Source organism: Vibrio sp. T11.5 (assembly GCF_027587155.1).
Taxonomy (GTDB): domain Bacteria; phylum Pseudomonadota; class Gammaproteobacteria; order Enterobacterales; family Vibrionaceae; genus Vibrio; species Vibrio neptunius.
Window position 1 is genome coordinate 60,043 of record NZ_JAPPTP010000010.1, and the last position, 19,318, is coordinate 79,360.

Consider the following 19,318-nt stretch of genomic DNA (forward strand, 5'->3'; position numbering starts at 1 on the left):
GACGGCAAAGCAATAATTTGTGAGCGAAACTGTCTGATTTACGTTCGTTTTAAGAAAATGTTCACATCAACGAACATATACTGGCGCGTCTGGCGCGTGGTTTTGAACCCTATTTTCAGTAATGTACTGAGTTTTATCGACTCGAAGCGACAAATGGAAAGCCTCGATCTATTTCATCAGCTTGCGGCAACGTAACTTTGGTTCAGGATAGGCCTTTACAAAACCGTTCAGTATTATATTGATATTGGTTGATATCAGCCTCTAGTCCCTTGAGACCAGTAGACTACATTTGTTTAGCATTTTTTAAGCTCTGCTCTCGTTTTATTTGTGAAAGTATGACACCTGAAATCACCATAATTCCGCCCATAACATGATAGCTCGCAATATTTTCTTCCAGTAAAGTTGCTGCAAGTGTCACTGTAACCACAGGGAGTAAGTTCATAAACATTGCACTTGAATCTGCTCCTATAGCATTAATTGCTTTAACCCACATCCAAGGAGCAAGAATAGATGCTGCGATAGACGCATAAGCAATCAGAGGAATGGAATCCGAAGTGGGGGCTAAATGCTCGCTCGACAGCCAAAGTGGCACAAGCATAAGTACAGCAAATACCCCTTGTATGTAGATGAGAACCCAGTTAGACAATGGCATTCTCCAGCGCTTTATTAGAACGCAATAGGAGGCGTAGCAAATGGCGGCTACCACCATCAGGGCGTCGCCCTCAGTGACACTTTGGTGGAGGAAGAAAACCATATCTCCTTGTCCTAGCATGAAAGAGAGACCAGCAAGAGAGATAATGCCACCGATAATACTGAGCGGAGAGATACTTTTGCCAAGCAGCGGTAGGCTCATAAATACGCTAAAGAGTGGGACCAGTGAGGTGATTAATGCCATGTTGGAAGCTGTGGTGGTTACGCCCGCGTAGTACCCCAGAGATTGATTTAATACCATGCCAAGTAAAGCGAGGAAGGCAAGTTTGTTCAAGTGAGGCTTGATTACAGTCCACTGTTTGATGACTTGAGGTAAGCAGAAAGGGGTGAGTACCAACATGGCAAAAAACCAGCGAAAGAAGCTCATCGCACTGGGTTCAATTACTGAAGCGGCCATTTTATTGATGATGGCATTGCCTCCCCAGATAAAGACAGTAAAAATTGGAAGTAAGTAGACCATGTGATCTCAATCTCAAAGTGAACAGTGGTAGTGAGTTTGACAGGTCTGTATGATTGTAGATATCTCTTAAAAGACATCGAGCGCGACAGGAAGACAATGTTGAGAAAACCAGTCAGACACCTTCACCCTTCCTTATCAATTGATAAGGCACCATCAGATGTGTTTATGAATTTTGAAGCGTTCCTGTCGAACACGGAAACGAGAATGCATAGTCATCCGTGGGGCCAAGTTCAGCTCATTAGTGGTGGTATTTTGGAAATGGAGGCGGAAGGTACTCGATTTCTTGCGCCGCCGCATCTCGCTATCTGGGTGCCAGCTGGGGTTATGCACACCAGCTACAATCGTAAACCGCTATCATATTGTTCGTTGAACGTTGAACAAGATCTGACCACGAACTTTCCCGACTGTACCAGTTTGATCAAAATTACACCTATCGTTTCCTCAATCATCGATGATTTTCGTCAGAGAGGGATTAACGTTGCACAGACAGAGCCAGATAGACGCTTAGTACAGGTTTTGTTAGATCAATTGGCGACTCGAGATACTCAGCATCACTTTCTGCCATCTTCGGACAATAAGTACCTAGCAAGAATATTGGCGGAAGTAGAAGAAAACCCGATCGATAACACCAGTCTGTCTGAGTGGGCCGAGAAAGTGCATACCACCGAACGTACTCTGGCGAGACATTGTCAGTCTGAGCTAGGGATGAGTTTTACCGAGTGGAGGCTGAGAGTACGCTATTTATACTCAATGGACTTGCTGAGAAAGGGGCATTCAGTCAAAGAAGTCGCTTTGACGTTAGGCTACAATCAAGCCAGTCCATTTATCGCAATGTTTAAGAAATACTCCGGGCACACCCCGGAGCAGTACAAAAGTAAGTTGTTATAGCGTTTTGATGACGAAATCCAAACCGCCTACGATCGCTGCAACCTGAGCATCGTTGCACTCTTCATCGGTTACTTTAGGACTATCAGGGTAGACTTCGGTCGTGGTGCCGTAAGTGCAGTTGGTTACACCACCACACAGGCCAAGCTTCACCATCGGGTAGTTGATGACGCCATGCTGTACCACGGCCGAGCCGATGATTTCGCCTTTTTCATCTGCGGGAGCAATGTGAGTGACTTTTCTAACTGACTCAATCACCGCGGCCTGAAACTCAGGTTGAGGGTTTTCCGTATCACCCACGGTGTAGAAGCCATCAGGAATCATACCTTCGATATATTCAATGCCATCACGGGCAGCCAGAGCCGGCCTGAATTCGGTTTCATCTGTGTCTGTCGTTTCATGCAAATCAATGTGAACCGATACCTCTTGCCCTATTGATGCCACAAGCGCTCTTAGGTTGGCGGATTCTTCTGCAGGGCTGTTGTCATAGAAAGAGCGGTTTGGGTCAATCGCTAATGGGTTCCAGCGATTGATGGTCTCGTAACCCCATGGGCTGACACATGGAGCGACGATGATATTGAAGTGTTCAGCGTATTTTTCCATCTGAGTGTCAGCAAATTTGAGTGCACCATGAACGCCGCTGGTCTCGTAGCCATGAACGCCTCCTGTGATCAGAACAACGGGTTTTGCGCTGTTCCAATTACTGCTTTTAATGCAAAAAAGTGGGTAGCGGTGTGGATCGTAGGATAGCGCACCATATTGTTCGATATCGAACCTTGCTTGTAGGGCTAAAATCTTTGGAACCACCTCTTGATGGTATTCACGTTTGATGGTGGTTTGTTCACGCCAAGCCAGTCGCTCTGCGTCTTGCCACTTTTGACCGGGTGTTCCAATAGGGTAAGAACAGTGCATCACTTTGCCTATGTTTGTTATGGAATGTGGGCCACAGCATAAAACGCCCATTTTGGGGAAGCAATCAATATAAGTTGAACCAATATCCAGCCGATTGTTATTGACCCATTACTGACGAGAATTCTGTTTAAGTTCTTTTGAGGTGGTGTTACATTTGGTTACATGTCGTATTTCAAAGAGAAAACAAATGGCGGGTGCGAGTCTATTAACCCTGTTAGATGACATCGCTACGGTGTTGGATGATGTCGCTTTGATGTCCAAAGTAGCAGCAAAGAAAACCGCTGGTGTGCTGGGCGACGATTTAGCGCTTAATGCGCAGCAGGTATCCGGTGTGGCGGCGGAACGTGAAATCCCTATCGTATGGAGTGTTGCTAAAGGCTCTTTTCGCAACAAGTTGATTTTGGTGCCTGCGGCATTATTAATGAGTTCGCTCGCTCCGTGGTTGATCATGCCTTTGTTGTTGCTCGGTGGATTGTTCTTATGTTTTGAAGGTGCTGAAAAGCTAGTGGAGAAGTTGTTTCACTCAGGTGAAGAAACGGAAGCTGAAGAGGAGGAACCAACAGGCTCCATCGAGGATTATGAGAAGAGGAAAGTGGCTGGTGCAATTCGCACCGACTTTATCTTATCCGCTGAAATCATTGTGATTGCGCTCGGTACCGTTCAAGGTCACTCAATGTTGACGCAAATTATCGTTGTTAGCCTGATTGCGGTGTTAATGACAATCGGTGTTTATGGTCTAGTGGCTGCCATCGTTAAGTTGGATGATCTCGGTTTTTACCTCAATCGTATTTCAAAAGGTCAGGGCATCAGGGCCTCAATTGGCAAAGGTTTAATCGTGTTTGCACCAAAGTTAATGAAGTTTCTTGCGGTCGTAGGTACAGCGGCCATGTTTTTAGTCGGTGGTGGTATCGTGGTACACAATGTTCCAGCTATTCACCACTGGATTGAGCCGATTTTACTAAATCTACCCAACCTAACATTGGCGAAAGCCTTGTTTCCATCGATACTAAACGGTCTAATTGGCGTTGTCGCTGGCGTGCTGATTGTGCTGGCTTGGGGGGTTATTGGTAAGATTCGCCAACACAGCTAGTTTTTAGTCTATATCGCTCTGTTGATGAGTAATTTCTCTTAGCGCTTCAACCAAAATATCACTACTCTGAGCGCCAGAAATCAGGTGCTTGCGGTCAATAATGATAGCAGGCACCGCATTGATCCCAGCTTCTAGCCACTGTTGTTCCGTGGAGGCGACCGTCTCTTCCCAACTGCTGTCTTCCAGAACGGCCTGACAGGTTTCTCGATCGAGTCCAAATGACTGCGCTATATCGAGTAAAACCTTCTCGTCACTGACATCTTTACCATCGGTAAAATAGGCGTGGAACATGGCTATTTCGAGATCCAGCTGCAAATCCTGCGATTGTGACCACAATAGAAGCTGGTGGGCTTTACGTGTGTTGTAGATGCGCATCTCATCGGTGAAATTAAATTCAAAACCGAGTTCTTCACCTAGCGAGGCAATAGTTTGACGAGCCGATATACTTGCTTCTAGTGACGTGCCGTATTTGTCCGCTAAGTGTTCACGCAGGTTCTGGCCTTCTGGCTTCATTGCCGGGTTTAATTCGAATGGGTGCCAATGTATTTCAGCCTCAATACTGTCTGATAGCGTCATCAAAGCTTGCTCCAGTCGTTTGTATCCTATGATACACCACGGGCAAACGAGATCTGACACTATGTCTATGCGGACACTCTTCATGATTGACGCCTTTTTCTTGCTTCATATTTCATTATAGCGAGTGAAGATAATGAAATTTATAAATAGTTCAAATTCTACGCCTTAGAACTACTACACCCATTCCGCTTGTTAGGGGGGAAGAAAAAAAGTCTTAGGTTATTATAATTGTTTCAACTCTTCATCTGTGGATGAGCAGATGATCATGAAAATTGAATTTAAGGAACATGACATGACCGCTTTTAAGACAGCCAACGTCATTCTTCATGCCTTCGACTGGCCGTATGCATTAGTGGCTCAACGCGCTGATGAGATCGTTGCGGCGGGTTATAAATCTGTGCTGGTTTCCCCCCCAATGAAGTCTCTAAAACTAGCACAAGGTACAAAGTGGTGGCAGCGTTATCAGCCACAAGATTATCGCGTAATTGATAACCAGTTAGGCAACACACAAGACTTTACAAACATGGTCGACGTCCTGAATCAGCGCTCTATCTATGTGTATGCGGATATGGTGTTTAACCACATGGCGAACGAATCTCATCAACGATTAGATCTACAATATCCGGCGAAAGAGGTTATGGAGTCCTACCAAAGCGATTCTGACTACTACGAAGAGATAAAACTATTCGGCGATCTGAGCAAACCTTTATTTATTGAAGATGATTTTGTTGAAGCGTTCGGTATTGAAGATTGGCAAGACAAGTGGCAGGTGCAAAATGGTCGCATTACCGGTGGCCCAACGGATCCGGGATTGCCAACTCTGCGAGTGCATCAACGTGTCGTTGAACAACAACAACATTATCTTAAGGCGCTAAAAGAACTGGGTGTCAAAGGGTTTCGAATCGATGCGGCCAAGCACATGACACTAGATCATTTGCAGCAGGTTTGGAGTGAAGATATCTGTGAAGGTATTCATATCTTTGGCGAAATTATTACAGACGGTGGAGCTACAAAGCCCGAGTATGACATTTTTCTCGAGCCGTTTTTGGCTCAAACACGTTTGGGTGCGTATGATTTTCCTCTATTCCAGACTATGTTTGATGCATTTGAAGCTAAAGGAAGTCTCAAGAGCTTGGTTAACCCTTATTGTTTTGGCCAAGCACTGTCTGAGAATCGAGCGATTACTTTTGCGATTACACATGACATACCTAACAACGATGTGTTTGCTAATTTAGTGATGTCAGACAAAACAGAATGGCTGGCATACAGCTACATCTTGGGCAGAGATGGTGGTGTCCCGTTGGTTTATACCGATCTTGATACCAGTGGTTTGAAAGGAGTTGATGGTAAACCACGCTGGGTAGACGCTTGGAATGATGAGCGAATGACTGCCCGAATTCGTTTTTATAACTTGATGCATGGTAAAACGATGCGGTTGATCGAGGCATCTGATGATCTTTTAGTGTTCTCACGAGGGGAGCAAGGCATAGTGGTGATTAATAAATCGAAACGTTCGCAGAAAGTACAAATAGCAGTAAGTGGTGAATGGTTAGATTTGCTTTCCTGTGAGAAACATCAAGCTCAGAAGGGGACGCTAAACCTCAAAGTACCCGGAGAAGAAAGTTTGATGCTGGTGGCGGAATAAAAAAGCCCTCCCAATTGGGAGGGCGAGAGCATTTACACTTTAAACTTGTTGAGAATGGCATCCTGTTCGCGAATGTTTTCTGTTTGCGCCTGCATGGCAATATTGGCGTTCTCAGCGGCGTCTGCAACCTGAACAGATAGGTCTTTGATTTTGACGGTATTGCTGTTTATTTCTTCGGCCACTAAGCTCTGTTCTTCCGCCGCAGAAGCAATTTGAATGTTCATGTCACTGATGGCTTGGATCGCATCGCGAATGCTATTTAAGGCTGCGTTAGCCTCTTCAGCACGCAGCACCGCATTGCTGGCGGTCTCTTTACTCATGTTCATTGCCCCAGCCACTGCAGTTGCTCCTGATTGCAACTGTTCGATCATATTGCGAATTTCAGTGGTGGACTCTTGCGTTCTTTGAGCTAACGTTCGAACTTCATCTGCCACAACCGCAAACCCTCGTCCCGACTCACCAGCACGCGCTGCTTCTATCGCCGCGTTGAGTGCGAGTAGGTTAGTTTGATCTGCAATATCATTGATAACTTTCAGAATGGTTTCAATGTTCCCAGTTGCGGACTCAAGCGTTTTTACTTCTTCAACGGCTTCGTCAATACGCTGTGATAATTCCGTAATTGCGCCCGTTGTATCTCCTACAACACGTGTGCCCACTTCGGTTGCTTCATCAGCATCTTTTGCTGCCGATGCTGCTCCCTGCGCATTGTTAGCAACGTCGCCTGACGTTGTCGCCATTTCGTGCATAGCGGTCGCAAGTTGTTCCAGCTCCCTTAGCTGATCTTGCATAGCAGCAGCTGACTCTTGTAACCCCATCGAGGTCATCTCAGAGCCGCGTAGAATTTCTTCTCCAATAGCCTTGGACTGAATAATTTGTTGCTGGAGGCGACCTGTAAATGAGTTGAACCCTGCCGCCAGTGATGAAAATTCTTGATCAGTATTGGTATCGAGACGCTGAGTGAGGTCACCCTCACCAGAAGCCACATCCTGAATCGCACTATTCAGTGCGCCGAGTGGTCTCATCAGAGCAGTCATCAAGACGAGCAGAATAACGACGCTAATGATCAAGGCCACGACAGTGTAGATAATTGAGCTGTTGCGCAAGTCCGCCAATGATTGATAGGCCACTTCTTCGTCGAGAACAACGCCGATGTACCAATCTTCTCCTGGGACTTTAGAGAAGTCGAGGGTGTAATCTTTACCCTCGATAGAGACTTGTTGTGGATCTTCCTGAATACCAGCGTTACCCAAGAAGTCCTTCATTGGTTTGCCGTTAAGTTCGGTCTGAGGGTGCGCAATGGTGGTCCCATCGCCGGCGACAATGAACACGTATCCGGCATTGAAAAGCTGTACTTTGTTCACGACATCGGCAAGACCTGCAAGGCTAACGTCGTAGAATATCGCGCCAATGAACTTCCCGCTGTCGTTCACCGGAGTGGCAATCGACACGAGAATCTCCCCGGTTGCCGAGTCCGCATAAGGAGCCGTAATAATGAGCTTACCGGCATTTTTCGCATCGATGTACCAAGGGCGAGCTCGTGGGTCCCAAGTAGGGCCAGGATTCCAAGAAGGATCGTTATTAATGTTTGAACCATCTTTTTCGAAGCCCAGTCCGGCTAATAGGAAGGTTTCTTTAACTATTGGGCGAGTAATGACGGTTTCCATGGCGTCCAAAGCAAGGTTGGACTCCAACATACTGGTGGCATAGCTAGCAATGGCTTTTCGCCCATTAATCTCTGCAGCCGTTGTGTCTCTGACGCCATCGACGATTTCTGCGACACTAGAGGTGACCTGAGATTTAATTTTTGTTTGGACCGTGTAATATTGCTGTAGTGTAAGTAAAGTGACTGTGGCCAATAAAAGGAGAGAGGATGCCGCCACAATTTTATGGCTGAATTTCATATTCGCCTTCCTATTTCATCTACAAATACAGAGGATATTTATAGATTTATAGTTACGAAATCGATAATCAGCCAGTAACTGAGTGAAGTTTTCGGCTATTTACCTAGAATTGCATGCTCGATTTGTGAGTACATCGCTTCATTGTTGTCGAACAGGTCGGCAATGATCTGCTCTCGCCTCTTACCAGACTTTATTCGCTTATAGGCTTCACGAACCGTCAAAACGAGTTGTTGCTCTGCCAATAGTTTGCTGTCGGTATTCGGTGACCACTGGCTAATTAATTGGGTTAGCTTGCTCTCTTTTAACTGCGGCTTTAAGCCTGACAGCTCTGCCTGCAATACAGTCAGAATGTCTCTTTGGGCGTCATGAGTTTCCTCCATCACCTTCAGCCTATTTAACAAAGCGTTAGTCAGCTCATTAAGAGCAACGAACCCACCTTGCTTTGGCAGGGGCGTTGTGACGCGACAAGAGACTTCCACTTGCTGAACTTGAGTTTGAGGGAAAAAGGTCAATGCGCACAATACATCAAACGGAATCCAAACTGTCTGACCTGCTTCAATCGCATACTCAGACTTTCCAAGTTTCATTAGTGCTAAACCTTGTTCCACCTTGAGTAACATGTGTTTGATACTCTTTTTACGTGGAGTCATGGTTAGATACTGAAATTCACTCTTGTTATGCGAGATTGAGTAGTGCATTAAATTGCTCATATTCTTGTATGCTCAAGGGGCGCTAAGGTTAACGTTTCTTGCAGAAAAAGCCAACTTAACTCCGACTTTCTAAATAAACGGTGATTTCATTCTGGTCTGACCTTTTTGATTATGAGAGAAGTATAGCTGTTAATCCCCCCATCTCCGCGTAGAATAGGCGAGCTTTTTATCAGATGTAATAAGAAATGACTTCTAAAAACGACCCTTTTGTTGAAATTCGTCCGTACAATGACGAAGAAATTCCAGCGGCGATCGACCGCCTGATTAACGATGAAGAATTCATCAGTGCAATTCTACAACATCGATTTGCAAACCATGCAGGTTGGTTTAAAGCCTTGATGTCACCAATCGTTAAAGTCTACCTCAAGATGAAGTGGTCTAAACTGAACTCCGTTGAAGTGATTCAGATGGAAGTAAAGAAGTACCTTGAGCAGACATTGAATTCAACAACTAAGGGCGTAACGTACTCAGGTTTAGATAAGCTGGATAAGCAGACGTCTTATCTATTTGTCTCCAACCACCGTGATATCGCTATGGACCCAGCATTGGTCAACTACGGTCTACACCAGAGTGATCATAAAACAGTACGTATCGCTATTGGCGACAACCTACTGAAAAAACCTTGTGCGACTGAGTTGATGAAGCTAAACAAGAGCTTTATTGTAAAGCGCTCTGCAAAAGGCCCTCGTGAAATGATGAAGGCGCTAGGTACTTTGTCGGGCTACATCAAACATTCATTGGATACGGGGAACTCTATCTGGATTGCGCAGAAAGAAGGTCGTGCTAAAGATGGCAATGACTTTACTGATCCGGCGATCCTAAAAATGTTCCACGTTGAAGGCCGTAAGCAGAAATTAGAGTTCGCTGAGTACATAAAGTCGCTAAGAATTGTCCCTGTTGCTATCTCTTATGAGAATGATCCTTGTGACATTGCTAAAGCGCGTGAGCTTTTTGAGAAGGCGACAAGCGGTACATATGAAAAAGGCGAATTTGAAGATATTGAAAGTATTATTCAGGGAATCGTAGGCGACAAAGGCCGTGTCCATGTTGCATTTGGTGATGTGATTGGTGATGAGTTCGAGTCACCGGAAGCTCTAGCAGAAGAAATTGATCGTCAGATACATGACAACTACAAGCTGTTCCCAATTAATAAATTGGCGGCGGGTGATGAGCAAGTCGAACAGCAGGTTAAAGATGTTTTGGCAGGCAAACTGAACCAGCTTCCGGAAGGTGCTCAGTCTTATTTGGTCGCAAGCTACGCTAACCCAGTTAAAAACCAAAGTTAAAAGATCAGAAAGGACGCGATGAGCGTCCTTTTTTCTATTGGTTAAGGTGCCACCGCGCCACCAAGGTCGAGTTGAGAAGGCCACTTGGTTATTCGGTTTCCACCTAGGAATATGTTGCCTTTGACGGTCATCTTGTCTGGAAACTTAGTAATTTTTGACCCACCAATATAGAGATTTCCCTCAACTGTTAAACCCTCTGGTAACGATTCCAATGGTGTTCTAATCACACTTAAATCCCCTTTCACTCTAAAGCGAGGAGGGAGTTTGGTTAAGGGAGTATCTGTAAGGTTTACGTATCCGCCGACTTTGATTCCTGCTGGCCATCGAACAATTTGCGACGCAAGTAAGTTGGCATAGCCTCTAATATTGACGCCTTTTGCTATCTTTTTTAGCTGACTATTAGAAGCGTCTAGACTGCCTTGAATATCCACGCCTTGAGGGATCTCTTTAATGCTGGTTTTAGCAATATTGAGGTTACCTTTTACAACCAAGCCTGATGGCAGCTCTTTATAAGGTTTATTGCGCAGATCCAAGTTCCCATAATTATCTAAGTGATTGAGAATACGATAATGATCAATCGGCTCACTGAGGGCAGGTGCAGACAGCAGCACAACGAGAGAAGGCACAAGCCAGTGCTTCATAGGACAATCCAGACAATGGTTTACCCTAAGTATTAATGAGGAGTTTGGTTCGGGTCAATAAAGAGATGAAGTAGTGAACAAAAAAGCGGACTGAATGTCCGCTTTTTAATAGCTTAGCGCGCTAGGGAGCGAGTCTTTAGTTCAAAAATCAGTTTTTCCGCGCTGACTTCGAATTTGAATCGGGCTGTTAGTTCACTCGAGTCTTCTTCAATAGAAGAGATTTCATACTCCACGCCTTCGCAGACCTGTTTTGCCAAATCGATGTACTTATTCAGCTCCGCTTCGAGAAAGGCTTTACCTTGGGCAAAAATCGTCACTTCTGCAACATCGTCCCCTTCTTTGATAATAAAGCCCATTTCGCCAGCGCAACCACATGCTTCACATACGTCAGCTTGTTCTTGTTGTGTGCTCATTACGACAATCCTCTTACAAAAGTTATGGTTATTTTATCGAGTTATTTTCAAGTGATCCATTAAAATGCGAACACTTGAAAAATGAGCTCAGAACCAGATGTTATGTTATAAAATGGTTAGGTGAATGGATTAGAATTGATAAACACGTCAAATAGTGTGATGTTAGTCATGTTGTTGCGAAATATCATGTCATTATAGAGTCATGATGATGTGCAGTTAGTTGTAAGCAAGTTCGATTTATATAATTATCGTCAGCTAAATTATATAAATGAAAGATAATGCCTATTTATTTTATAAATTTCCCTGATGTGGTGATTTGTGAAAAGTTATCTTGCACGGCATCGTGTGCTCCATCTAAGACGCCGTTCGTATTATATGGTACGATGGCTTTATTAGGTTCCCCACAGGGACCCTGTGAAGCTACAGTGGATGTCTTGTAGGATATCTGATGGGCATCATTATTGACTCGTTTGAGTTAGATGGATTTACAGAGAGAAGAGCCTGAACATGCCAAAGCGTAGTAAAGAAGATACTGAAATCACGATTCAGAAGATTATGGACGCAGTAGTGGATCAACTTTTGCGTCTGGGCTATGACAAGATGTCTTACACAACCTTAAGTCAACAGACAGGTGTATCGCGAACAGGTATCAGCCACCACTTTCCAAAGAAGACTGATTTTACCGCGGCGTTAGACGGTCGAATCTTCAAGATGTTTGTCGAGCATCTAAGTTTTGACAATAGTCTGCAAGATTTTTCAGACAGCTGGGTAAAAGCGTTAGACAATGCCGAGTTCCTAGCGATTCTGCGCCTGCTATTCCACCATATCGTAACCTCTCAAAACACTCATGAGTTTGCAATGAATGGGATTGAACGCCTTTACAAAACGACTGAAGCTCAATTCGGTGTTGAAAGTGCCAAAGAGTTAGAGTGGTTAATTGGTAAATCACTGGTTCGCATGGCGAAGTAATTGATCATATCGTTGCCGTGTCAAAAAAGCCTTCCGATTGGAAGGCTTTTTGTATTTATAGCTTACGGAATTGATTGACCAGCTTACTTTGGGAGTCCAGGTTGTTGACTAACCCTTCGCATTCATCGCGTGTGTCGCTGGCTAGGATGTTGGTGGCGGAGCATACTTCACTGATAGATTGAACGCTTGAGTTCATGTCTTCGGTTACCCTTGCCATTTCTGCAATCGCTGTAGCGATTTGACCTCGCATCGACAAGACAATCAAACTGGTTCGTTACTTCTCAATCAACGTAAGTACAATTTTTGGAACTTGGGATAATTTAATAGTCTCTATCTTGGTTGCTTAGATGTCAAAAGTAGCTTACATCGAGTGACCAAATAGTGCCGTCGTGATAATCGGCTTGATATCAAATTAGGCATAAGTAGTTTTGTAAGAGTTTGGCGTTCACTTACTTGATTGCCTTGACGAGCATTACATGTACTTCAATACTTTACTAGGTTCGGAAGAGTCTGACACATGTTTCAAGCATATTGACGACTGTGAATATATGCTTGTCTGTGTTGCCTATAGAAGAACAGTTTGTTTTATATGGATAAAGTCTTTGGTGGAAATACGGTTGGTCACTCAATCAGCGTTCTTGATTTGTATGAAGCCGCAGACAACCCAGTTTTAGCGTAAAGCCGGCTTTCCTTCATACGGAAACAGGCGAAATTTCGGTCGAAGGAGCCGTATCCTTTTGGGAACTAGTGCTCATCGATGTTTTTCTTCGCACAGAGCGGATTTTCAAAAAGATTGCACCTAAGTACATGGGGTAGGGTAGGTTCTGATGAAGATTTGTTTCAGTTGAAAGCTAGTGAAGAAAAATGACTCTAGGCTTTATTGGTTGTAGTTTTGTTTAATTTGTTGGTAGTAGGTTCAGCGTCTTTTGGCAGCATTAGAGTGTCTGCTCGGCGTTCTCAAAATAGATACGTTTAATCTGTTTAGATTCATGCCTGATGATCTAACTATCTGTTACACTGAAACTATTAGTAACAAGAATAGCAGTAGGTATATGCATGGCTTTTCCTGTCCTTATTTGTGACGATTCTGCGCTTGCCCGAAAGCAAATGGCGCGTTCATTACCTGCTTCTTTGAATGCAGACATCACTTTTGCTGTTCATGGTCTAGATGCCTTGGAGCAGTTGGAACAAAACGACTTCAAGTTAATGTTCCTTGATTTGACCATGCCAGAGCTCGATGGTTTTGGGACATTGGAAGAGATAGGCACGCGCGGTATTGATATCCAAGTCGTTGTCGTATCGGGTGACATTCAACCTAAAGCGAAAGAGCGCGTGATGACGCTTGGCGCGAAAGCGTTTATCCAAAAGCCGATTGACAAAGACGCACTCAATGCGGTGTTAAAAGAATTGGTTGAAAAACCAAGTCAACCACAAATTGTCACGCCTGTTACTGTTGAACTGCCTATTCTTCGTCGCCGAGACATCTATATGGAGGTGGCCAATGTGTCTATCGGCCGAGCCGCAGATGCCTTAGCTCGCCATTTTGATGTGTTTGTCCACCTTCCTCTTCCCAATGTTAATATATTTGAAGTCAGTGAGCTGCATATGGCACTGCGTGACCTAGCAGAAAATGATCAAGTTTCAGGAGTGTGTCAGGGATTTAGTGGTGAGGGTATTGCCGGTGAGGCACTAGTATTGCTGAGTGATTCTAGTGTTTGTGATCTAAAAAAACTTATGAAGGTTCCGGCTGACAGTGAAGAGCTGGAAGAACTGGAACTTCTTATGGATGTTTCAAATATCCTTGTTGGTTCGTTTTTGAATGGTTTGGGCAAGCAAGCGGAGGTGCGTTTTTTCCAAAGTTCACCCGTGCTTTTAGGCCAGCATATTTCCATCGATTCGGTGATTCAGTCAACGACTGGCTCGTTTCAGAAAACCATGACCTTTGAGGTGAGTTACAACATTGATGGTACATCTATTCGATGTGATTTGTTGTTTATGTTTGTTGATGAGTCCCTCCCATTGCTCGACAACAAGTTGTCTTATTTGATGGAGGACTTTTAATGGTAAATCTTCCCGCAGAATTTGAGCAATTCCACTGGATGGTGGACATGGTACAAAATGTCGATCTTGGGCTAATTGTTATTGACCGAGAATATAAAGTTCAGGTTTGGAACGGGTTTATGACGCATCATAGTGGTGTGCAAGCCCATGACGCGATAGAAAAGCCGCTATTCGAGTTGTTCCCTGAAATACCAGAAGACTGGTTTAAGCTTAAGACTAAACCTGTCTATGATCTTGGGTGTCGAAGCTTTATCACGTGGCAACAGCGACCTTACTTGTTCAAATGCCGTAATGTACGTCCAGTCACGCAACAGTCGGAATTCATGTACCAAAATATTACACTCAACCCGATGAGAACTCCGACGGGTGAAATTCGTTCTTTGTTCTTGTCTATACAAGATGCGACAGCCGAAGCTTTGGTGTCACAGAATCAACATAAATAGCCTCAACTGACCTCGTTAATGAAAGCCAGAGTTGTTCTGGCTTTATTTTTAACCAAGGAGAGCCAATGTCAGTACCCATTCCCCTCTATAGTGGCGAGCAGGTGAAATCAGGTGAAGCCACTGCTGCGAAAAGTAAATCAGTCACTATGTATGAACTTATGACTCGCGCAGGCCAGTCGGTTTTTGAAGTGGTGAGAAGCCAATATTCGAACTGCGATTCACTGCTCATTGTTTGTGGTGGTGGAAATAATGGTGGAGATGGTTATGTTGTGGGAAAACTGGCGATTGAAGCTGGTATAGATGTGACCCTGTGGCAGTGTGTCGAATCGAGCAGACTAAAAGGTGACGCGCTGCAGGCATATCTGGATTTTATTTCAGTGGGCGGCCGTACTGAGCTGCCCAGCTTAGATTCTGTACTCGATTACACTTGTATTCTTGACGCTTTGTTGGGTACGGGGTTGACCGGTAATGTCAGGGCAGAGGCTTTTGCTATCATTGAGATGCTTAATCAAGCAGATGCCCCGGTTGTCTCAGTGGATATTCCTTCTGGTTTATGCAGCAATACTGGACAGGTTTTAGGCACATGTGTTCAGGCTGAACATACTGTCTCGCTTATAGGCTTGAAGCAAGGCTTGTTTACCGGACGAGCTCGCGATTACACAGGAAAAGTGCATTTCGCCGGACTAGGTGTTGACGACGTCTTTAAGCAACAGAACGTGCCGTCGTCACTACTGTTAAATAATATCGTCGATTTTGCACCCCCCATAGCTCGTTCAAGAAGTGCCCACAAAGGCTCTCATGGCAAAGCTGTTATTATCGGTGGGAATCAAGGTTTTGGAGGTGCTGCAATACTCTCGGCACTGGCTTGCCAGAGAGCGGGAGCTGGTTTAACGGCATTACTTACCCACCCGGAGAATACACAACCCGCTTTAGTATCCTGTCCCGAAGTGATGATATCTTCTTGGTTGGATAGCGAGGCGAGTGATTTTAGGTTGAACCGATGGTGTGACTGTTTTGCTATTGGTCCAGGGTTAGGAATGGACGTTAATGCTACCAAGATGTTTAAAGCTATGTCGTTTTCTACATTGCCAAAAGTGTATGATGCAGACGCACTCAACTTACTTGCCGAAAATGAAAATTATGATGCAAAGCGTATTATTACGCCTCATCCTGGTGAGGCTTCTCGACTCTTAAAGTGCTCCGTTCAAGAAATTGAGAGTGACAGGTTCAGGGCTGTGGAGACCCTTTACAAAAAGTATGGTGGCGTTGTTGTATTAAAGGGAGCAGGGACTCTCATTTTTGATGGTAAGGAAACGTATATCTGCAATGCAGGGAACCCTGGTATGGCGACAGGAGGAATGGGGGATATTCTAACGGGTATCATCGTTGGGTTATTGGTGCAAGGTGAAAGTTTGGTCAATGCTGCCGTGAGAGGTGTCATGATACATAGTCTTGCTGCTGACAGAGATGCTGAAATAAACGGTGAACGAGGACTCTGTGCACGTGATTTATTGCCTCATATTCGACATTTAGTAAATGGAAAATAGTCGGCCAGTGCTGCCCGAGATAAAAATGTTCAAAAACAACAGTGTTATCGATTCCGGAAAACGGTTGCGCGCTGATAGGGTTTGTTTGTTAAGCTATTGTTTATTAACGTTTGTTTTGATTTAAGCTTGAAAGTAGGGGAATTAGATTTGCAAGATAACAAAATGGTATCACAAATAAATTGAAAATATCAGTCTTGCGGGAAATAAATCACAGCCTATAATGCTGAAAACCGGAGCGTCTGCCAACGCTCCGGTTTTTTTGTGTCCGAAACTCGGTAAAGCGTCTGCCAACGTTTCCCGAAAACGCACGACACGTAAATTTGCTTATAGGAAAATTTATCATGCGTATCGAACAAGAACTTAAGTTAGGCTTTAAAGATGTACTATTTCGCCCGAAGCGTTCTACTCTCAAAAGTCGTTCTCAAGTTGAATTAACCCGCGATTTTACATTCAAGCATAGTGGTCGTCAATGGTCTGGCACACCCGTAATTGCAGCAAACATGGATTCAGTCGGTAGCTTTGAAATGGCTAAAGCTTTAGCAGAACATGGCGTGATGACTGCAATTCACAAGCATTATACCGTAGAGCAATGGGCTGACTTCGTGAAATCAGCGGATCAAAAAACACTAAACAACGTGTTTGTTTCTACGGGAACTTCAGATGCTGATTTCGAAAAGACAAAAGAAATCATGGCGCTATCTGAAGAACTTATCTTCATCTGTATTGATATCGCGAATGGTTACTCTGAGCACTTAGTAGAGTACATCGAGAAGGTACGTGCTGCATTCCCTAACAAAGTTATCTCTGCGGGCAATGTAGTGACTGGTGATATGTGTGAAGAGCTTATCCTAGCTGGTGCAGACATTGTGAAAGTGGGTATTGGCCCAGGTTCTGTATGTACTACTCGCGTTAAAACAGGCGTTGGTTATCCTCAACTTTCTGCAATCATCGAATGTGGTGATGCTGCCCACGGCCTAGGTGGTATGATCATCGGTGATGGTGGCTGCTCATGTGCGGGTGACGTAGCAAAAGCTTTCGGAGGCGGCGCTGATTTCGTTATGCTAGGCGGTATGCTGGCAGGCCACGAAGAGTCCGGTGGTGAGCTAATTGAGAAAGACGGAGAGACCTTCATGAAGTTCTATGGCATGTCTTCTCAGTCTGCTATGGACAAGCACTCAGGCGGTGTTGCAAAGTACCGTGCAGCTGAAGGAAAAACCGTACTATTGCCATTCCGTGGCAGTGTTCACGGCACTATCTCAGACATCCTTGGCGGTGTGCGCTCAACTTGTACCTACGTAGGCGCAGCAAAGCTTAAAGAGCTCACCAAGCGTACGACTTTCATCCGCGTACAAGAGCAAGAGAACAACGTTTTCGGTAAAGAGAAGTAATCGCACACTTCGGAAAATTCGAATAATTAAGAGCCGCATTTTGCGGCTCTTTTTTTGCCTGAAAATCGAGATATGTCTACAAAGTGTCTACACCTGAAACATTTTTTCTTTGCGTTATTTAGCAGGTTTGCATAAAACCGTAGTAATGTACCGGCCTTTTAAGCTTTTTCGACATTATGGCGGGAGTCTGTTATCCAATTTCACGGCATACTTACCAAATAAAACTGATAATTTTTATCAGGTAGTATTTTGTTTATGCGTTAATAAATATTTCTGCTAATTTATCCAGCCGATCTGCTCTTAGACAATCGACAACCTCTGCTTCTACGTCCGAAACTATTCCGCTGTGTTTAAGCTCAGTGAAGGCATCAATGTATGATTCCTCATAATCATGCCAGGCACAGCGTTCACCGAAAGATGAGGTGAACTGGTAGGTGATTAAATAATATTCGCGAGATTCTTGCCATACTTCGGTTGATTTGGTCGCCTTACGCCCCTTAGCTTGCTTTACAAATAAACGGAAAATTTCAGGGTTAAGATGGTAAAAACCGAAACATACGTCGAGGCACTCGGTGAACTCTTCTTCTGAAAACGTACTAATGTCAATCTCAGGACTTTGTAATAAGCGGAACAAATAATCAGCTGTATATGGTATGGGATCTAGATAACCCACGATATCACACACTAATTTGAAAAATACAGTGATAGACATTTTCCTAGCTTGATACAGCTGCTTGAAACCAGGTTCAACAGTACTTTCGAAAAACTCAACATCAAACTCCATGCGGTTTGCGGTCATTTCAGTTGAGTAATAGTCATAAAATGGGAAGCCAATTCCAAGCGCAATACTATTGCGACAAGCCATTTCAATATAATCGGGCTGATGGTGGTCTACTAATTCTCCCATGCAAACATCAAGCTTGATATCAGTGAGCACATCTCCCATTACTTCAGCATATTGTTTAATTTCTTTAATATCTAGCGCTGCTGTTACATCAAGATAACTATCAAATAATTCTTCACTAAGCGCAGCCACTGTTTTGGTATCTCCCGTTTTAAGTGCGCTTTTCAATGCAGTTAGGTTCCCTGAGGTATAATCATTATACCAATTGCCAAAATAGTGTTGCCTCATGATGCGGTTTCCTTGTTTAAACCTTACTATTATTGTGAGCCAGTCACATAATTGGTGGCAAGCTTATCTTATTCAAAGATATTTGACCATAACGTGGGGCGCTTTATTCGTCTTATTCTAAAAACTCGGATTATTAATTGTTCAAAACGATCAGTATGACAATTAAAATCTGGTATTTATGATGGTGAAAAGTTCAAAACTAACACAATATCCACCACTATTTTTATTATATTATTGTGGGCAATACGTGCTATCGATAAAAAATAGAATGATATGCTGCGATAACACGTTCTTCACTAGATGTTAAGTTACCGCCAATAGCTATATTGCCTATAGGGTGGGAATCTTCTTTTAATAAGGGCAGATGGGAAGATAGGCCTAATTGGTTTGTCAATTAAACCACTATCAATAAAACAAAATTTGAAAATCTTAATCACTTTACTCCTAAAGACGAAAAAGGTTGCGCTCTTATTGCTTTTCCCTATACGACGACTTAATGAACACCATATAGCCTTCTCAAGAAAAGCACTCAATTCATTCGTTTTGAG

General features: G+C 43.9%; 17 protein-coding genes and 1 pseudogene. 9 read left to right on the forward strand and 9 right to left on the reverse strand.

All coding sequences use genetic code 11. The annotated features are described in order from the left end of the window. Window positions 1–283: 283 nt before the first annotated feature. Window positions 284–1,171 (reverse strand): DMT family transporter, encoded by an 888-nt coding sequence (locus OH455_RS12250; RefSeq protein WP_269981592.1) that lies wholly within the window; start codon window positions 1,169–1,171, stop codon window positions 284–286. Between the two features lie 96 nt (window positions 1,172–1,267). Between OH455_RS12250 and OH455_RS12255 the strand changes: the two genes are divergently transcribed. Beyond that, the gene (locus OH455_RS12255; protein ID WP_443088601.1) at window positions 1,268–2,059 is read left to right on the forward strand and encodes an AraC family transcriptional regulator; all 792 of its coding nucleotides are present in this window, start codon (window positions 1,268–1,270) and stop codon (window positions 2,057–2,059) included. Here OH455_RS12255 and OH455_RS12260 read toward each other — a convergent pair. Then, window positions 2,054–2,968 carry a M14 family metallopeptidase gene (locus OH455_RS12260; protein ID WP_269981593.1) on the reverse strand — a complete coding sequence of 305 codons (915 nt, stop codon included), beginning with the start codon at window positions 2,966–2,968 and terminating at the stop codon, window positions 2,054–2,056. The genes OH455_RS12255 and OH455_RS12260 overlap by 6 nt on opposite strands. A gap of 187 nt (window positions 2,969–3,155) precedes the next feature. Between OH455_RS12260 and OH455_RS12265 the strand changes: the two genes are divergently transcribed. Continuing rightward, window positions 3,156–4,058 carry a DUF808 domain-containing protein gene (locus OH455_RS12265; RefSeq protein ID WP_045976450.1) on the forward strand — a complete coding sequence of 301 codons (903 nt, stop codon included), beginning with the start codon at window positions 3,156–3,158 and terminating at the stop codon, window positions 4,056–4,058. Between the two features lie 3 nt (window positions 4,059–4,061). Here OH455_RS12265 and OH455_RS12270 read toward each other — a convergent pair whose 3' ends face one another. Then, window positions 4,062–4,718, reverse strand: coding sequence for a DsbA family oxidoreductase (locus OH455_RS12270; RefSeq protein WP_269981594.1), 657 nt, complete (start codon window positions 4,716–4,718; stop codon window positions 4,062–4,064). A gap of 208 nt (window positions 4,719–4,926) precedes the next feature. On the opposite strand from OH455_RS12270, the gene OH455_RS12275 reads away from it, so the two are divergent. Then, on the forward strand, window positions 4,927–6,279 hold the full coding sequence (locus tag OH455_RS12275; RefSeq protein WP_443088603.1) for an alpha-amylase family protein: 1,353 nt from the start codon (window positions 4,927–4,929) through the stop codon (window positions 6,277–6,279). Between the two features lie 32 nt (window positions 6,280–6,311). On the opposite strand, the gene OH455_RS12280 is transcribed toward OH455_RS12275, so the two are convergent. Both OH455_RS12280 and OH455_RS12285 read right to left on the reverse strand, forming a co-directional pair. Further along, window positions 6,312–8,180, reverse strand: coding sequence for a methyl-accepting chemotaxis protein (locus OH455_RS12280; RefSeq protein ID WP_045976452.1), 1,869 nt, complete (start codon window positions 8,178–8,180; stop codon window positions 6,312–6,314). A 95-nt stretch (window positions 8,181–8,275) separates the two neighbouring features. Continuing rightward, the gene (locus OH455_RS12285; protein WP_269981596.1) at window positions 8,276–8,878 is read right to left on the reverse strand and encodes an AraC family transcriptional regulator; all 603 of its coding nucleotides are present in this window, start codon (window positions 8,876–8,878) and stop codon (window positions 8,276–8,278) included. A gap of 197 nt (window positions 8,879–9,075) precedes the next feature. Between OH455_RS12285 and OH455_RS12290 the strand changes: the two genes are divergently transcribed. Further along, on the forward strand, window positions 9,076–10,176 hold the full coding sequence (locus OH455_RS12290) for a 1-acyl-sn-glycerol-3-phosphate acyltransferase (RefSeq protein ID WP_269981597.1): 1,101 nt from the start codon (window positions 9,076–9,078) through the stop codon (window positions 10,174–10,176). A 41-nt stretch (window positions 10,177–10,217) separates the two neighbouring features. Here the strand turns inward: OH455_RS12290 and OH455_RS12295 are convergent, their stop codons facing one another. Both OH455_RS12295 and OH455_RS12300 read right to left on the reverse strand, forming a co-directional pair. After that, the gene (locus tag OH455_RS12295; RefSeq protein ID WP_269981598.1) at window positions 10,218–10,817 is read right to left on the reverse strand and encodes a hypothetical protein; all 600 of its coding nucleotides are present in this window, start codon (window positions 10,815–10,817) and stop codon (window positions 10,218–10,220) included. A 113-nt stretch (window positions 10,818–10,930) separates the two neighbouring features. Further along, window positions 10,931–11,230 (reverse strand): YfcZ/YiiS family protein, encoded by a 300-nt coding sequence (locus OH455_RS12300; protein ID WP_269981599.1) that lies wholly within the window; start codon window positions 11,228–11,230, stop codon window positions 10,931–10,933. A gap of 507 nt (window positions 11,231–11,737) precedes the next feature. On the opposite strand from OH455_RS12300, the gene OH455_RS12305 reads away from it, so the two are divergent. Further along, window positions 11,738–12,199 (forward strand): TetR/AcrR family transcriptional regulator, encoded by a 462-nt coding sequence (locus OH455_RS12305; protein ID WP_269981600.1) that lies wholly within the window; start codon window positions 11,738–11,740, stop codon window positions 12,197–12,199. A gap of 55 nt (window positions 12,200–12,254) precedes the next feature. Here the strand turns inward: OH455_RS12305 and OH455_RS12310 are convergent. After that, window positions 12,255–12,440 (reverse strand): annotated as a pseudogene (locus tag OH455_RS12310) (methyl-accepting chemotaxis protein); the annotation flags it as partial. Window positions 12,441–13,255: 815 nt separating this feature from the next. Between OH455_RS12310 and OH455_RS12315 the strand changes: the two are divergent. From OH455_RS12315 to OH455_RS12330, 4 genes are all read left to right on the forward strand, one after another. Further along, window positions 13,256–14,260, forward strand: coding sequence for a response regulator (locus OH455_RS12315; RefSeq protein WP_045976458.1), 1,005 nt, complete (start codon window positions 13,256–13,258; stop codon window positions 14,258–14,260). Beyond that, window positions 14,260–14,703 (forward strand): PAS domain-containing protein, encoded by a 444-nt coding sequence (locus OH455_RS12320; protein ID WP_269981601.1) that lies wholly within the window; start codon window positions 14,260–14,262, stop codon window positions 14,701–14,703. The genes OH455_RS12315 and OH455_RS12320 overlap by 1 nt, the downstream gene beginning before the upstream one ends. 65 nt (window positions 14,704–14,768) lie before the next feature. Beyond that, window positions 14,769–16,250, forward strand: coding sequence for an NAD(P)H-hydrate dehydratase (locus OH455_RS12325; RefSeq protein ID WP_269981602.1), 1,482 nt, complete (start codon window positions 14,769–14,771; stop codon window positions 16,248–16,250). Window positions 16,251–16,591: 341 nt separating this feature from the next. Next, window positions 16,592–17,638, forward strand: a complete 1,047-nt coding sequence (locus OH455_RS12330; protein WP_269981603.1) for a GMP reductase — start codon at window positions 16,592–16,594, stop codon at window positions 17,636–17,638. A 253-nt stretch (window positions 17,639–17,891) separates the two neighbouring features. Here OH455_RS12330 and OH455_RS12335 read toward each other — a convergent pair whose 3' ends face one another. Continuing rightward, window positions 17,892–18,770 carry a hypothetical protein gene (locus OH455_RS12335; RefSeq protein ID WP_269981604.1) on the reverse strand — a complete coding sequence of 293 codons (879 nt, stop codon included), beginning with the start codon at window positions 18,768–18,770 and terminating at the stop codon, window positions 17,892–17,894. Between the last annotated feature and the right edge of the window lie 548 nt (window positions 18,771–19,318).

Coding starts and splice junctions, on each gene's coding strand:
- OH455_RS12335 (WP_269981604.1), bottom strand. CDS start 18,770: ATGAGGCAACACTATTTTGGCAATTGGTATAATGATTATACCTCAGGG.
- OH455_RS12305 (WP_269981600.1), top strand. CDS start 11,738: ATGCCAAAGCGTAGTAAAGAAGATACTGAAATCACGATTCAGAAGATT.
- OH455_RS12295 (WP_269981598.1), bottom strand. CDS start 10,817: ATGAAGCACTGGCTTGTGCCTTCTCTCGTTGTGCTGCTGTCTGCACCT.
- OH455_RS12300 (WP_269981599.1), bottom strand. CDS start 11,230: ATGAGCACACAACAAGAACAAGCTGACGTATGTGAAGCATGTGGTTGC.
- OH455_RS12325 (WP_269981602.1), top strand. CDS start 14,769: ATGTCAGTACCCATTCCCCTCTATAGTGGCGAGCAGGTGAAATCAGGT.
- OH455_RS12290 (WP_269981597.1), top strand. CDS start 9,076: ATGACTTCTAAAAACGACCCTTTTGTTGAAATTCGTCCGTACAATGAC.
- OH455_RS12250 (WP_269981592.1), bottom strand. CDS start 1,171: ATGGTCTACTTACTTCCAATTTTTACTGTCTTTATCTGGGGAGGCAAT.
- OH455_RS12260 (WP_269981593.1), bottom strand. CDS start 2,968: ATGCACTGTTCTTACCCTATTGGAACACCCGGTCAAAAGTGGCAAGAC.
- OH455_RS12270 (WP_269981594.1), bottom strand. CDS start 4,718: ATGAAGAGTGTCCGCATAGACATAGTGTCAGATCTCGTTTGCCCGTGG.
- OH455_RS12280 (WP_045976452.1), bottom strand. CDS start 8,180: ATGAAATTCAGCCATAAAATTGTGGCGGCATCCTCTCTCCTTTTATTG.
- OH455_RS12265 (WP_045976450.1), top strand. CDS start 3,156: ATGGCGGGTGCGAGTCTATTAACCCTGTTAGATGACATCGCTACGGTG.
- OH455_RS12330 (WP_269981603.1), top strand. CDS start 16,592: ATGCGTATCGAACAAGAACTTAAGTTAGGCTTTAAAGATGTACTATTT.
- OH455_RS12285 (WP_269981596.1), bottom strand. CDS start 8,878: ATGCACTACTCAATCTCGCATAACAAGAGTGAATTTCAGTATCTAACC.
- OH455_RS12320 (WP_269981601.1), top strand. CDS start 14,260: ATGGTAAATCTTCCCGCAGAATTTGAGCAATTCCACTGGATGGTGGAC.
- OH455_RS12315 (WP_045976458.1), top strand. CDS start 13,256: ATGGCTTTTCCTGTCCTTATTTGTGACGATTCTGCGCTTGCCCGAAAG.
- OH455_RS12255 (WP_443088601.1), top strand. CDS start 1,268: ATGTTGAGAAAACCAGTCAGACACCTTCACCCTTCCTTATCAATTGAT.
- OH455_RS12275 (WP_443088603.1), top strand. CDS start 4,927: ATGACCGCTTTTAAGACAGCCAACGTCATTCTTCATGCCTTCGACTGG.